This is a genomic window from Paracholeplasma brassicae (assembly GCF_000967915.1).
Lineage (GTDB): Bacteria > Bacillota_I > Bacilli_A > Acholeplasmatales > UBA5453 > Paracholeplasma > Paracholeplasma brassicae.
Genome location: NC_022549.1, coordinates 515,433 through 530,452, shown reverse-complemented (window position 1 = coordinate 530,452; position 15,020 = coordinate 515,433). Strand labels below are relative to the sequence as shown.

At 38.2% G+C, this 15,020-nt stretch carries 11 protein-coding genes; all 11 read right to left on the bottom strand.

Annotated features, from left to right (window positions below; genetic code table 11):
- Window positions 1-4: 4 nt before the first annotated feature.
- The 11 genes from BN853_RS02395 to BN853_RS02345 all read right to left on the bottom strand — a co-directional run bounded on the left by BN853_RS02395 (window position 5) and on the right by BN853_RS02345 (window position 14,956).
- Complete coding sequence (locus BN853_RS02395; protein WP_030004349.1) at window positions 5-958, bottom strand: LacI family DNA-binding transcriptional regulator; 954 nt, start codon at window positions 956-958, stop codon at window positions 5-7.
- The gene (locus BN853_RS02390; protein WP_030004348.1) at window positions 945-2,555 is read right to left on the bottom strand and encodes a glycoside hydrolase family 13 protein; all 1,611 of its coding nucleotides are present in this window, start codon (window positions 2,553-2,555) and stop codon (window positions 945-947) included. The genes BN853_RS02395 and BN853_RS02390 overlap by 14 nt, the downstream gene beginning before the upstream one ends.
- Window positions 2,525-3,772 (bottom strand): glucoamylase family protein, encoded by a 1,248-nt coding sequence (locus tag BN853_RS02385; protein ID WP_030004347.1) that lies wholly within the window; start codon window positions 3,770-3,772, stop codon window positions 2,525-2,527. The genes BN853_RS02390 and BN853_RS02385 overlap by 31 nt, the downstream gene beginning before the upstream one ends.
- A gap of 154 nt (window positions 3,773-3,926) precedes the next feature.
- Window positions 3,927-5,459 (bottom strand): immunoglobulin-like domain-containing protein, encoded by a 1,533-nt coding sequence (locus BN853_RS02380; protein ID WP_030004346.1) that lies wholly within the window; start codon window positions 5,457-5,459, stop codon window positions 3,927-3,929.
- Between the two features lie 236 nt (window positions 5,460-5,695).
- A complete protein-coding gene (locus tag BN853_RS02375; RefSeq protein WP_052591155.1) occupies window positions 5,696-7,033 on the bottom strand; it encodes a glucoamylase family protein in 1,338 nt (445 codons plus the stop codon).
- A 4-nt stretch (window positions 7,034-7,037) separates the two neighbouring features.
- A complete protein-coding gene (locus BN853_RS02370) occupies window positions 7,038-7,979 on the bottom strand; it encodes a carbohydrate ABC transporter permease (protein ID WP_052591153.1) in 942 nt (313 codons plus the stop codon).
- Window positions 7,966-8,985 (bottom strand): carbohydrate ABC transporter permease, encoded by a 1,020-nt coding sequence (locus BN853_RS02365; RefSeq protein ID WP_030004343.1) that lies wholly within the window; start codon window positions 8,983-8,985, stop codon window positions 7,966-7,968. The genes BN853_RS02370 and BN853_RS02365 overlap by 14 nt, the downstream gene beginning before the upstream one ends.
- Window positions 8,982-11,228, bottom strand: a complete 2,247-nt coding sequence (locus BN853_RS02360) for a DUF5696 domain-containing protein (protein ID WP_052591151.1) — start codon at window positions 11,226-11,228, stop codon at window positions 8,982-8,984. The genes BN853_RS02365 and BN853_RS02360 overlap by 4 nt, the downstream gene beginning before the upstream one ends.
- On the bottom strand, window positions 11,215-13,215 hold the full coding sequence (locus BN853_RS02355; RefSeq protein WP_030004341.1) for a YIP1 family protein: 2,001 nt from the start codon (window positions 13,213-13,215) through the stop codon (window positions 11,215-11,217). The genes BN853_RS02360 and BN853_RS02355 overlap by 14 nt, the downstream gene beginning before the upstream one ends.
- Window position 13,216: 1 nt before the next feature.
- Window positions 13,217-14,089 carry a carbohydrate ABC transporter permease gene (locus tag BN853_RS02350; RefSeq protein ID WP_030004340.1) on the bottom strand — a complete coding sequence of 291 codons (873 nt, stop codon included), beginning with the start codon at window positions 14,087-14,089 and terminating at the stop codon, window positions 13,217-13,219.
- A 6-nt stretch (window positions 14,090-14,095) separates the two neighbouring features.
- Window positions 14,096-14,956: an ABC transporter permease subunit gene (locus BN853_RS02345; protein ID WP_052591437.1), complete on the bottom strand. Its 861-nt coding sequence runs from the start codon at window positions 14,954-14,956 to the stop codon at window positions 14,096-14,098.
- Between the last annotated feature and the right edge of the window lie 64 nt (window positions 14,957-15,020).

The following is a 15,020-nucleotide window of genomic DNA, read 5'->3' as shown; positions in this document are numbered from 1 at the left end:
CCCCCTAACAACTTTCCCTTAAGATAATTTTTGCCTCAGGGTGTTCTAAATTATCCGCTGATGTCTTTTGAAGTTTTGCGATAATGAATTTCGCAATTAATTTTCCCCAGCCGTAGTGATCAATTTCAATGGTTGAAAGCTTTGGCTGAATGTATTCTGATAAGTAAATGCCGTCAAACCCACTAACTGCGAGTTGTTCTGGGACTTTGATGCCTCGTTGATTCAACCCTTGAATCAATCCAATGGCCGATTCATCGTTTGCACAAAAGATAAACTCATGGCCTGTTTCAATGTTTAAGTTAAGACCTATCTCATGACCCCCATGAATGGTAAAGTCACCTTCAAGAAAACGATTCATTTTAAGCTTGTGATCCTCTAGTGCTCGTTTAAATCCCACCAGACGTTCTTGGTTATTGTAGGCATCTTTTGGTCCGCTTAGATAAGAGAATTTTTTATAGCCTTTTTCAATCATCTTTTCAATAAACTGGTAAGTAAGACCTTCGTTATCAATCATCGAGTGATAAATGTTATCACTCTCAAGTGTCCGGTCTAAGACAATGAGCGGTGAGGTTTTTGCGTATTGAATCAAGACTTCATCTAAAATGTTATTATCAAACACAATGGCCGCATCGACTTGTCTTTCTTTTAGTAGTACCGAAGAGGATTTACCTGAGGTAACGATGATGTTAAACCCGTGCTTTTGAAGTTGATTACGAATCCCTTCCAAGATATCTGAGAAAATCGGTCCACCAAACCCGTAGATAAAAACACCGACGTTGCCTGTCTTTTTTGTTTTTAAGTTTCTCGCGTTAGCGTTTGGGTAATAATCAAGTTCTTCTGCCGCTTTTAAAATACGTGCTCTGGTATCTTCGTGGACATTGGGTTGATTATTCAGTGCATATGAGGCAGTCGATATCGATACCCCTGCGCGTTTTGCGACGTCTTTAATGGTTGCCATGGTTATTCTCCTTATAATAAACGATTGCTTGATAAGGACTTAAGCAGTGATCGTTTGTGATTGGTTGATTCGTTAAGAGTAATTCGTAAGACTGATAGGTACTCAAATCGTAGGTGAGCGCTTCGTTTGTAAAGTTACAAATCACCACAAGTGTTTCGTTACTGGTTTTTCTTTGATAACTAAAGATTTGACTTGATGTTTCATCTAAGAGCGTAAAGTGGCCTTCTTTAACAACATTTTTCTCTTTTCTAAGTTGCAGTAGTTTTTTGATGTAGTGATAAACCCCATTTTTATCTTGTTGTTCATTTGCCGCATTGATCTCTTTATAGTTTGGATTGACTTTAATCCATGGTGTACCATTTGAAAATCCAGCATTTTTGGTGTCATCCCACTGCATAGGTGTACGCGAATTATCCCTTGATTTTTGATGTAGTGACTTAAGAATATCTGCTTCTTTAATCCCTAAGGCAAGGGCTTCTTTGTAGTAATTAATTGATTCAATGTCTTTAAACTCCTCAAGGTTAAACCGGTACCCGGTCATGCCTAGTTCTTCGCCTTGATAGATGTATGGTGTGCCTCTTTGGAAAAACAATAGGGTATGTAGCATGGTTGAGGATAACACACGATGATTAACCGATCCATATCGACTAACGGCACGTGGTTGGTCGTGATTAGACCAAAACAAACTGCCCCATCCTTGTTTTTCATACACTTCTTGTTGTCGTTTAAAGACTCGCTTTAAATCAAGTAGGTCTAAGGGTTTTAATGCCCATTTGCCTTTGCCTGGTTGTTCATCTAAACTGATGTGATCAAATTGAAATACCATGGATAAGAGATGATCTTCTTCTTTGGTTAAGTAAGCAGCCCGCTCTAAGGATAAGCCTGGCATTTCACCTACGGTTAGGATGTCTCTCCCCTTAAAACATGCCTCATACATTTCTTTTAAGAAGGTCTCTAAATATGGGCCATCAGATAACTTTTTATTAAACACATCTTTTCCAATGAGGTCAATGACATCGAGTCTAAAACCGTCAATCCCTAAGTCTAACCAGTCATTAATCATTTGATAAATTTCATGTCTTAAGGCACTGTTTTGCCAATTTAAATCCGGTTGTTTTTTTGAAAATAAATGAAAATAATATTGTCCTGTCTGTGCTTCTTTGGTCCACGCACTGCCACTAAATACACTAGTGATGTCGTTTGGTGTGTCGCTCCAAATATAGTAATCTCGGTATGGATTGTCTTTTGATTTTCTTGCTTCTTTAAACCACACGTGTTCATCTGAGGTATGATTAAGCACCAAATCCATGATGAGCTTCATCCCTTGATTGTGTGTTTCTTTGATTAAATCAATCAAGTCTTCTTTGGTCCCAAACATCGGATTAATCTCATAATAGTTACTGATGTCATAACCATTATCATCCATAGGCGACTGATAGACCGGACTTAACCAAATCACATCAATGCCCAAGTTTTTTAAATAGGGCAGTTTTTCTTTAATGCCATTGATGTCACCAATACCATCGTCGTTTGAATCGTTAAAAGACAATGGATAAATTTGATAAACTACACTTTCTTTGATCCAATCATTTGCCATCCTAAGACCTCCATTCCCTTTATAATCAGTTCATGACTCATATAAGCGTTTCTCACACTGTTTGTGAGATACGCATTAGCCGCTAGCATCTCTAAGCCTTTATCAATTGCGATGTAGCGATTTGAAATCCACGTGCCTGCTTCTAGATTGTACGCATCCATAAAGCCATATTTTTGATAAAGCCCTTTGATTTGATGCATCGCTTTGATCCCTAAAAGCGATTCTTTTGGGGTCAAAAATAGCGATCCAATCATTGCGTGAGGACTGATCGTACCATCGGTTTCTGCCCTTTTGTTTTTTGCAGGCAGTGCGTGAAACACACGGTAGCCCTTAGGACTGTCTGAGGCACTTAGGCCAAAAGAAACGCTTGAGAATGTTTGGTATTTGTGTTTGTTTCTCATACAAAATGCACGATGACCAAGCGTTGCACTTCTTGCGTTTTCATGCCAAGAAATGCCATGCTTATCATGGATATTCTCTAAATCAAGCCAGCAAAGAGGAAATTGATAGATAAACAGCGTGTTACCTGGTGAGTAAATATAGTGGTGCCCTTGATATGATCCTTTGACCCTACTAAACCCTTCATAAAGAGCATTTGAGACAGCATCGTTCTTGATTTTTGATGCAATCATTAAATACATCATTAATTGCTCAGCGTACATGTCCCAGTGGTGAATAAAACCAGAACGTCCATTGGCGTAATCCCCATCGGTATCTGGGTTATAAGCCATATGAAGCATTTTTGTCCTGTCCTTCTCATAAATCAGAAAGTCCCAATCCACTCGATCAATGATTTGGTTAGATAGCTTTGTGATTTCTTCGTCTTTAAAATAACGTTCTACCGTTAAAATCCCATTCATACATAGTGCTGTATCAATGGTTGAATACTCACACTTTCTGTGTCTTTTACCTGTCTTAATATCGACAAAATGGGCAAAAAAACCACGATAATGATCGACTTCATAAAGTAGTGTTTCTAGGGTTCTTTTAATTTTATCAATGGCGTCTTTTTTGGTGATTAAAAGACTTTCTACACCAATCACGTAACTTGATAAGGCAAACCCAGTTGCGGCAATTGAGGCAACCTCCAGCTTGTTGGTGTGATCTGGCGTTAACCCGTAACCCTTACTATTTAAATCAAAATTCGAGTAATTCATAAAAAACAAAAACCCTCGATCTTGAATTTCTTTAATCATTTTTAAGTCCTTTTGATTCATTGTCAATATCCCCCTATTGAAACGTTTCGATTACAATTCCATTCTACCTTATCTAAAGATAAAAATCAACCGAAAGGGGTGTATTTTTCCTCTTTATTTCAATCTTTTACATAAAAATGGTTTGACCGAAGTCAAACCATTCTAATTTATTAATTTAAGCGACTTGTTTTGTCACCATTAAATCTGAAATTTGGATAATTGAAGCAACGTAAACGCCATCTTCAAATCCGACTTCACCTACTGAATTTCCCATAAAGAATTGGAACGCACCAGATGTTTTAGCGTCTTGTGAAAGTTCAATCGTAAATGTGAATGTTTGCATTTCAGTCGTTAAATCCACACGGTGCCATGCTCTTTCTACACCCACACCATAGTTTTGTTCTAAAGCAAACACGATGGTTCTAGCAACCGATGATGAAGCTTTAAAGCTAATTTCATAAGTGCCTTTTGTAGCCATTAATCCACTAATCTTAAATTGATTTTCCCAAGGCATTGCGCCAACAGTTTCAATATCGATAGAAACCACACCGTCGGTCGTTGTTACCGTTTGTTTAGCATTATCTGCTGCCCATTGTTCATAACCCACAGGTAGTCCATTTTCATCAACTTCTAAGAATGAACCCACATTAAATGAACCTACGTGAATGGTTCTTGTTGCGGTCGCTTCAAGACCTTCTGAGTCTGTCACTGTATATTTGTAAACATATTTACCAGCAACGGCAGGGAATGTTAATTCTGCACCAACTGCCTCAGCAACCACATCAGCAATTGTTAAAGTATCAAAGTCATCTGAAACACTAATACCAGCTTTAATCACAAATGATTCAGCCCCAACTTCAATAACTCTGTCAGTCACGCCTTCAAGTACTGGTGCTTGGTTTTCTAACTCTGGTCCAACCACGATTTGGACATTAGAAATATAAATCTTACCTAGTACAGTTGCTTTTTCCATATCGACGCCAGCCACTTTGTGGAACGTACCAAATGAGAATTGAAGTTCAGCGTTTGTAACGTCTTCCTTAGAGAAGAAATCAAAACTAAATTCTTGTGCGGTTGTACCAAGCGCGACGACTTCTTCGTTAATTGCTTTACTAGACATACCGCCACCTTGTAAGTTTAACATTAAGTAGCGATCATTTTCTGCATACGCAGTAAACTTAAGTGTGTAGGATTCAAATTTAGGGAATGAAATTGTTTTATAAGACAATTGAACATCCCACCAGTTGTTATCCATTACAACAGATTGTGCTTTAATATCGATAACTGCTTTGCCATCAACCACGCTGTATTCAACGTCCACGTCTTGTGAATCGTTAAACCAAGTTGCCCAGCCCTCAAGTTGATTAGAAAAATCACCATTAGCTAAACCAGCAAGGCCAAGAACGATAATCGTGCGTTTAACAACTTGTTCGTTACCTGCTTTATCTTTAACGGTATATGTCAGTTCGTATGTCCCTGCTTTGTTGGTATCAACTGTGCCAGTAACAACGATATCACTTGTAATAATACCATCGACTTCATCTTCGGCTTTGACACCAGCCATTGGATCAAATGTATCCCCTACGTTAATTGTAACGGCGCCAACACCAGTAATTTCTGGTTTAGCGTCATCCACGGTTGTTTCTTCACAAGCGGCCATAAATAATCCCGCCGCAAGAAGTAAAACTAGCGTTAAAACTTTCTTCATAAATTCCTCTCCTCTTTCTAATCCATTATCGGATTAATTGTTTTATAGAAACGTTTCGATAATATAAGCATAAGTCAAGTTTGATTTCAAAACTTGACGAATAGAAACGTTTCTATTCCTACATATACTATTATACTTGAAAACGTTTTCTTTTTCAAGTTTTATCGAAACGAATTCTGCTTTAATCAAATGATTAGAGCCTTCCTACCTAGGGGTTAACTAGGTAGGAATGCCATTTAGTTGCTTGTAAACCCTAAAACATCTAAACCGTTTTGAACTTGCTTATTGCTCATGAAGTTTGTCCAAATCAGTTCGGAATTATAATTCTCAATCATTAGAAGTGTAATTCCTTTATCAATGCCTATGTAATCAGAAGCGTACCATGGTGTTCTATTTGCCATGGTTGGGTTATAAGCTTCGTCTACTGGACCCAAATTATAAGAATCTTTTAGACCATATGTCCCATTCAATTGTTCAATTTGACTAAAGTGATAAGCCGCCCTTAAAGCTTCTTCTTCTAAGTAATTGATACTTGAAAGCGCTGCATATGGCATGATGGTGCCGTTGTGTGCGTTACTCTTAGCAGGCATTGCACCATAGGCACGGTACTCACCAGGTCCATCACCAGCGGATATTCCCCATGAATTTGAGCTGTAGGTCTTATATCGATCCGAATAATCAAGCGTATATAAGTAATTGGCTTTGGTCGCTTCGATGGCGTTATCAAACCAATTGGTCCCCTCATAATCTTCTAAATTTCTAAAATCAACAAACGCATGCGAAAATTGATGTTGAAATAGCGACCCATCATAGCTATAAATAAATTCATTTGTCTTAATGCTTGGGTCTAAGGTTGAGGTATAACTGCCTTTATAACTACGGTTAACCACTTGTTTGACTGTCTTATAAAGCGAGTCATCTGTCGGATAGGTTCTAGACCCTGCCGCTAAGACGTAGAGCAGGAGTTGTTCAGAGACGTGATCCCATGCGCCACCAAAGCCCGTTTCTGGCTTATAACCCATATAAAACATATTGGTTTGCTTGTTGATATACCATGGCCAGTTGACTTCATCATAAATTGCCATGGCTTTATCGTAAACCTCACCTTTAAAATACTGTGCTACCGTTAGTGCCCCTGCAAGTAAAAGGCCTGTATCGATGATTGATACTTCGCTATTCCATTCCCTTTTGCCTGTATGGATATTGACAAAGTGGTAAAAGAATCCATTCACACGATCAAGGTTACTAAGCGAATCTAGTGTTTTTGATGCGCGCTTTTGTGCGTCTTCTTTACTAATCCAACCATTTTCAACACCAACCGGAATACTCGCAAGCGAGAATCCCGTTGCCGCAATACTTGAAATAACAGTATTTCCACTGTAGCGATCCCTTGCAAGACCGTAATAATCCGAATCTTCTAGATTATTGGATGTTTCAAGAAAATAGAGAAATGATAGTCTTGCTTCTTCCTGAAGCGCCTCTTTTTCTTTTTTAAATTCATCTTTACTTGTTTGACACCCAGAAAGTCCTAGAATCCCAAACATTAAAATAATCAAAAATAGTATTTTTTTCAAGTCATCACTCTCCTGTTATACCCGCTTTATCGACACCCTCAATGAACCAGCGCTGTAGAATAAAATAAACCAGTAGCATTGGTAGTATGATTAAGAGTGTGGCCGACATACGGATGGCTTCATTTGCAAAATCCACATCCCCTGAGCCACCCATAATGGCGTTATATGCACTAACGAAGTTTTGAAGACGAATTTGTAGGGTTTCAACATCCCTACCTAAGAATAAACCAGAAATGTAGGTTTCATTCCAGTACCAAACAAAACTAAATAAGAAAGTGGTAATAAACGACGGCACTGATAGTGGGATTGCAATTTTAAAATACGTATAAAACTTTCCTGCCCCATCAATTTGAGCTGCTTCATCAAGCGCTTTTGGAATCATCTTATAAAATTGATAAAAAATCAAGATGAAAATGGCCGAGTTTAAGCCTTGACCAAGACTAGCTGGTAATAATATGGCATAAACCGTATGTAGAATACCTAAGTCGTTAAACAAAACATACCTTGGAATCATCGTCACTTGTGGTGGGATGATGTAGGTCGCAAGCACAAAAGCCATGAGTGTCTTTTTTAAAGGAAACTCAAACCTGGCAAACCCATAACCAACCAGTGAGGCAACAATGGTTTGAAGGATGGCTGGAATCAAGGTAACCACGAGTGAGGTACTCATCGTCTCAAAATACTTCAAGGTCTTAAACGCATCAAGGTAATTCTTAAAATAAAACCCCGTTGGAACCTGATCAACCATCGGATTTAGTAAATCTTGTAAGCTTTTAATGCTATAGCTAAACATATAGAGTAAGGGGTATAAATAGACAAAAGACACAATGACTAAAAGCGAATAAATTAGAAACTTAAACACTAACCCATCGGTTAACTTCATCCCAAAGAGCGTTTTTAGTATCTTTTGTTTCGAAATCGATTCTAATCGTTTACTTTGTTGCATATCGTTTTACCCCCTTCTTGATTTTCTTTTCCTTTGGATTTTTTAACAAGAACGCCACCACACCTAAGAGTAAGGCAATCACGACGAAATACACCCACGCAAGCGCACTTGAATAACCATAGCCTTTGGTCGTATCAAACATCACCTTTTGAATGTGACCAATGATTGAATTATTCGAGAATGTCGCAAGCATGACAATCGTATAAACCGCACTGACTAAGATGATGCTTTTTAAAGAAGGTAACGTAATCTTCCAAAACGATTCCCAAGGCGATGCCCCATCAATTTGGGCCGCTTCATAGATTTCAGTTGAGATTTTTTGTAATCCTGCTAAAAATAAAACAATTTGAACCCCTGAAAACCATAAGACAATGATCATCTCATCAAAGAGTAAGGCAATCGGATTTGCCATAAAAGCAGGCAGTGTTTTTGAGAGCGTTTCGACTATCCCTGTTTCTTCTAAGAGTGGGATTGTCCCTGCGCCTTGTTTTAAAAGTTCGTTGATGACTGGTCCAGAGGCAATAATAACGGGTAAGAAAAATACCGATCTAAAGAAGCCCCTTAGTTTAATCTTTTGATTCAGTAAAATCGAAATCACCATCGAGATAATTAAGATGATTGGCACGTATAAGACAATTTGTCCTAAAAACGCCCACAAATAGTCGACAAAATCCAAATCACTTGTGAAGATGTCAATGTAGTTTTGAAACCCACTAAACGTCATTTGAATGCCTTTGGCACCTGTAATGGTGACCTTATTTAAACTAAAGATAAAGGACATCACCAGTGGGTAAACCGTTAGGAATAAAAACCCAACGAGCCAAATCGAGATGAAGACGTAACCATAAAACATTTCTCTTTTTTTATTGGTCACTCTTACGTTAATCTTCTTAAAGAACACTAACTGATTGTTTTGATAAGAAATCAAACGGTTATTGGTTAACTTCTTGATGCCTTTACTTAACAAAGACATCACCTGATTAAGAAGTTTTTTTACTTTAATCATAAAATCACCTCATAATCTGTAGCACTAACAACCTGTGTTTGATAGGTGTAGTCTTTTCCTGTATAGTTAATTAATATCTTAATACCATTTGAATAGCTGACTAAAACGACGCCATCATCAAGTACTTCACGACTAAGGATACTTGCTTGTCTAACAGGACTTAAAGCCTCGTTGACGTAATGATACTGTCTAACAATTTCTTCTTTCCAATCACTAAAACGTGAGGTAAAGAGATTCGAAGAATTCGTATCGAGTAATAAATATGATGATTCATTTGTCACAAAGAAACTTGGAAATAAATGGTAGTCAACCATTCTTAACAATTCATTTTGTGTATTTGAAAAGAAATTCGCTGATCTCGCATAGGTTTGTTGATGACCTTGCAAGACGTAGGCATAAAATGGCACCGTATCACTAAACCGTAGTTGTTGAGACGAATACATTGGCGCGTCTTTGATGACGTCAGCCGAAAACAAATAACTAAATGCGTTAGAAATTGCTGATTGCGCTGCGACATCTAAAAAGGATTTTGCCACGTCAATTAAATCTTCTCTTGTGCCTTTATTTGCGTAATCTCTATACAAAACGTTACCTAAATAATCAAACGACACGTTATTGATGCCTTGTTTACTAAGCGTTTGATAGTCGCTTTCATACATTCCGATGGTGTCTTTAAGTGAAAGCACGTAATCGTCATTAATCGAAATCAACTGTTGACCAATGCTTTGAGAAACGTGCTTCATGCTGTAGCCTTTAGCTTCTTTGTATGCAGTCACGTAATTGGTTTGAAAGTAGACGTTTGCCCCAAAATCAGACAGTGTCTTTAGTGCTTTTGTTCCACCTAACTTCTTTTCAATTTGATCATAGTCAGGTCCTTGATAGGATAGCCCACCTTTTTGAAACCCATGCAGGGTTAAATCAAGTGTATTAATCCCTTCATCATTTAAGGCTTCAACCATTTGTTTGGTTTGATTAAACGTCGTCATTAAGACTAATTTTCTACCAAACAACGCCTTTTTATTTTCTGCCATTAGGACGTCTAAGTGTAGACTTACCTCTGGTTTGTCATAAGGTGTTAGCGCACCTTCTAGAATTAGTTCTTCTTGATAGCTTTTAGCCATACCGACGTAATTGGCGTATTCATTACTTAAGAATCTGTAACTGATTTTGATGTCGTATTCGTTTCTTCTCTCTTGAACCAGTCGAACCGAGGAAGTCCCCGATTGGTTTAGATACTGCGTATAAGCGATGCGGTATTCAAATGAGACGTTCGCGTAATTTAGATCAATGGGTTCCCCACTTGGTGTGTAGACAAAACTTGCTTGAGCGCTTCCTTTTTCAACAATCGCTAAAAAGCCGTTTTGATTGACTCCATGAACCATGCCATAAACATTCATGAATAAGCTTTCTTCACTTAGACTAGAAAACGATTCATTACCAAAGAAACGCTTGCTGTAAGTGCCCGTCATTGGACGGTCTTCAAATCGCATTAATGCACCGACACCATCAGGCACAAGCACATAGCCTGTGGTGGTGTCTCTTTTGGTTGAACCAAAAAATGGGTAAGGTGTCACACCCGCAAGTTGTCTTCTCGTATCCAGTGTTGAAGGATCTTCTTTGATACCATCGTTTGGTATTTCAACACTTAAACCTTGATCATCAATGTAGACCCTTAAGGTTAGGTTCACTTTAGATAACGCAAAACTTAAATTCGCTTCAAACCCTTTTTTATCACCTTCATTTAGTGGTAAGTAAGTAAACGAAGACCCTGGGTTTTGAAACAAATACTCTTCTTGTAGGTTTGCCCCTGTATAATAAAGCACCGATACCGGTGATTTCACACGGTTACGCCACGTTTGATTGAGTGGTTGATCGCTTGGGTCATAATTTGGGTTTGTCTCATCTAGGTAATCCAGTTCAACGTTTGAACCAAACACATACCCTGTTTCCTCATTTAACACTCGAAACGATAAGTCGTTGATGTTGACGTATAGACTTAACTTAGAGACGTTATTTGAAGCGATTTTTTCATAACCATTTAATGTGACTAACGGATTTGAGGTTGGTGTTAAATCTTCTTTTTGTGTGTAACGATTACTTTGAAGCGCAGCTTTTGATGGCGCAACATTAGAGGTGCTAACCACGTCTTTAATCACGTGTGTTTTTCCACTGAGTTGTACTAATGTTAAACCAATACCTAAAAGTAATAAACTAGTCAGTAATAGACGTTTAACTCGATGCACGAACAATCACCTCCCTAATGATACCTACGACGTACTCGTAGAGTTGATTGGCTAGTAAATAAACTAAGAACACAATCACCACAATCATCACCATCACAAAGAGTGTTAAGAAAATGTTTTTTAACAACGCTTTAAGGTTGTAATTATGGATTTCTTTCATCATTAGAATGATTAACCCTAATGACCAATAAAACTTAATTTGATTCAGTGCACTATAAATGAAAACTTCATTCAGTGTTAAGCCGTGCGATAAAATAATAACGGGTAGCGTCAATATGATGTATGGCGCTAAACTATAAGCAGTCCCTCGGTAGATATCTTTGAAGAAACCTTCACCTGAGGAGAGGGTTGAAATCAAGTAGTTTGAAAACACAAACAACACAATCAACGATGCCAATATCGCAACCTCTCGAATCAACGAATACGCTTCTAAATTGGTGTAGTTAAACACAAACGCGGTTTGATAAACACTTGTGACGTTGATTGCGATAAAAAGCCCAAATAAGATCGTTGATGATAAATACGATGCTTTATTGTTTCGTTTGATTTCGTAAAACGTATCCACTGGGTGCCTAAACATCTTGAAGATTAAACTAAGTTCTCTAATTAACCGCACCTCAAGTAGTCGTTTTCGATAACTTCTCAGTGGGTCATAAATGTGGTATTTCTTGTCAATGAACTTAAGTGCTTTTAGTAAAACAAATAAACTAATCAACAAGATTAACACAATACCTAGATAGTTTTGCATCCATTCATATCTAATTTGCCAAAACGAATCACTATAGCCTTGTCTGTCTGCGGCAATTCGATAATAATCAAGTGCTTCATTATATTCTAGGTTTCTAAATCTTGCTCTTGCAATCGCGCTGTTTGCAAGGGCAAACATCGAATTCATGCGTAGGACTTCTTCCCACTGTTCGATCGAATAAATCCCATTATTAAAGTCTTCTAAGCCTTGATGCACCATCATGGTAAATTCTGCTCGTTGAAGCATTTGAATTTGATTGGTTGCTTTATCAAGCACATATAGATTATTTTGACTGTCGATATCGATGTCTGTTGGGTTGACAAATAGTCCTAAGACCCGATTGCCCTGGTCAAGCCCACCAAATTCAAAGATGAGATTGCCATAAGCGTCGTATTCCGTAATAATCCCTTCGTCTGATAAGGTATAAATATTATTAAACGCATTAATGGTAATTGCAACCGGTTGACTTTGATTACTCAGGGTCAAGACCACATTTGAAGCAATGTTAAACTTTTTCACCTGACTTGAGGTTGCAAGTGTGGTTGTAAAAACAGAACCTTTTTCATCAATTGCTAGATTTAAAGGCGACGTTGGAACGGTTTTAGCTAAATCCAAGCTAAACCATTCAGCGAGTTGTTGGTACCAGGTTTTTGTGGTCTCGTTGGTCCCAAAAAAACCTAAGAAATCCCCAGCGTAGTTTAACTGAATTAAACCCGAGGTCGAACCTTCACCTGCCACGTACATGATGCCTCTAGGGCCAGTCACGATTTTTGTTGGCACATAGGGTGAGTTTTGTCCAAAAATTGGTTCGGTAGGTCTACCAAATGAATCAAGTAGTAAACCAGTTTGATCGTATTTATAGACCATTTGGTTGCCTTTATCTGCCACATATATTTGATTAAACTCATCGACATGAATGCCCGTTGGTTGGTTTAAACTTGAAATCAATACCTCAAAATTGCCATTTAAGTCCAGTTTGACAATTCGTTTGTTGCCTGTGTCAGCGATGTAGATCACATCGTCTTTGATATAAAGATCCTCAGGGCTTGATAACCCAAGCCCAAGACTAACAATACCAGCGGGTTCATAAGCGGTTTGAGTGGTGATTCTTCTGCCGTTAGGTCCTGTGGTATAGGTCTCATAAGGGGCACTTGTTTGATTCACGTTGACGGCACTTAGTTGAACGTTAACAAGTAGTAATGTAAAAACTCCAATTAAAATAATGACTATTTTTTTCATCTTACTTAATCCCCGAATGCGCCATCGTATTCATGACGTTCTTTTGTAAGAAGATAAAGATCACAAGGTTTGGAATAAACATAATCAAACTGGCCGCCGCAGCCATCCCTTGTCCTGCTACTGTATTTGAGGTCGTTGTTAGTGTCGACATGTAAAACGCAAACGTTTTTAATGATTCGTTATTGATGTAGTTCATTGAGGTTTCCGTGTTATTCCAAACCCCTTGAAACGAGACAATCGCAATCGTTGCGATGGCTGGTTTGATTAGGGGTAGGATGATTGTAAAATAAATGCGAATATCACTTGCACCATCAATTCTTGAGGCTTCAATCAAATCTTTTGGAATTTGATCGATGAACTGTTTGATTAAAAATAACCCAACAGGAATTGCTAAACCAGGTAGAATATGAACCCAAAACGTATCGATTAAACCAAGACGTTCAATCACCAAGTACCTTGGAATAATCACCGCAGAGCCAACAAACATCAAGGCAATATTATTGGCAAGCATTAATGGACGTTTTATTTTAAAATCAAGTTTTGATAAGGCGAACCCCGCCAAACTTGATATGACAATCGATAACACCACCGTAACAAACGTAATCACCACCGAATTAAACAAATACCTCGACATCGGAATACCCGTAGTTGAGGTAACCGCAAACAAGTCTCTAAAGTTTTTAGTCGTTGGGTTAATCACGAAAAATCTTGGTGGCCATGCGAAAAGTTCATTGAGTGGTTTAAACGCATGGTTGAAAATATAGACAATCGGTAAAGCCATAATCACTGCGACTGGAATCAAAATGATTAAAAACTTGATTTGAGACACGTGAAAGCTTTGTGGGTTTATCTTTGTGCCTTTAAATGCAGCCATTTCTAATCACTCCTTTTCTCCAAATAATTTGTGGGCTACTCTTGAGAATACGTAGACCATAATCAGTAAGACCACCGAAATTGCAGCGGCATACCCCATGTCGTAACGTATAAAGCCAAAGTCATCGATGTGGGTCACAATCAATTGACCGGCGTTTTGAGGCGTTGGGTTTTGCCCAGATAATTGTACCCCAATGGCACCCGCATTAAACGTACCTACTAAGCTCATCACCGCACCAAAGAGCATTTGTGGCTTCATTGATGGAATGGTGATGTAGAAAATTTCTTGAAATTTATTACTCATCCCATCCACATAAGCCGCTTCATAAAGCTCTTGGTTGATATTTAATACACCAGCGAGCATCGCTAAGAATCCAATCCCCATAGAACTCCAAATGGTGACGATGATCATGATAGTCATTAAATAGTCTGGATTTGTGAGCCACTGGATTGGTGTATCAATTAAGTTTAAATTTAATAAAAACGAGTTTAAATACCCACTTTCATCCCCTGAGAAGATGATTTTCCACATGACTGACATCGCAACCCCTGCGGTCATTGATGGTGAGTAAATAACTAACGCCAAAACAGTTCTTAATTTGTGAGGTATTTGTGCAAGTAACCATGCTAAGAAAAAACCTAGCAAATAGCCCACAGGCCCCACAAAAAACGCAAACTTAATGGTGTTTGGGATGACTTGTTGCATAAACGCGTCATCCGATGTTAATAACGTAATGTAGTTAGATAACCCGATAAATGAAGCCGGTTCTAAGAGATTAAAATACGTAAATGACAACAACATCCCCATAAACACAGGAATCACGATAAAGGCGATAAAGGCCAGTATGTATGGCAAACTGAAAAGCATGCCATGGATGTCTTCTTTGATTAATCGTTTTTGCTTACTCTTTTTGATTAATAACTTCTCATCC

Bases quoted from the DNA above. Each gene is read 5' to 3' on its own strand.
- BN853_RS02345 (WP_052591437.1), bottom strand. From the start codon at position 14,956: ATGCTTTTCAGTTTGCCATACATACTGGCCTTTATCGCCTTTATCGTG.
- BN853_RS02395 (WP_030004349.1), bottom strand. From the start codon at position 958: ATGGCAACCATTAAAGACGTCGCAAAACGCGCAGGGGTATCGATATCG.
- BN853_RS02380 (WP_030004346.1), bottom strand. From the start codon at position 5,459: ATGAAGAAAGTTTTAACGCTAGTTTTACTTCTTGCGGCGGGATTATTT.
- BN853_RS02350 (WP_030004340.1), bottom strand. From the start codon at position 14,089: ATGGCTGCATTTAAAGGCACAAAGATAAACCCACAAAGCTTTCACGTG.
- BN853_RS02355 (WP_030004341.1), bottom strand. From the start codon at position 13,215: ATGAAAAAAATAGTCATTATTTTAATTGGAGTTTTTACATTACTACTT.
- BN853_RS02370 (WP_052591153.1), bottom strand. From the start codon at position 7,979: ATGCAACAAAGTAAACGATTAGAATCGATTTCGAAACAAAAGATACTA.
- BN853_RS02390 (WP_030004348.1), bottom strand. From the start codon at position 2,555: ATGGCAAATGATTGGATCAAAGAAAGTGTAGTTTATCAAATTTATCCA.
- BN853_RS02385 (WP_030004347.1), bottom strand. From the start codon at position 3,772: ATGAATCAAAAGGACTTAAAAATGATTAAAGAAATTCAAGATCGAGGG.
- BN853_RS02365 (WP_030004343.1), bottom strand. From the start codon at position 8,985: ATGATTAAAGTAAAAAAACTTCTTAATCAGGTGATGTCTTTGTTAAGT.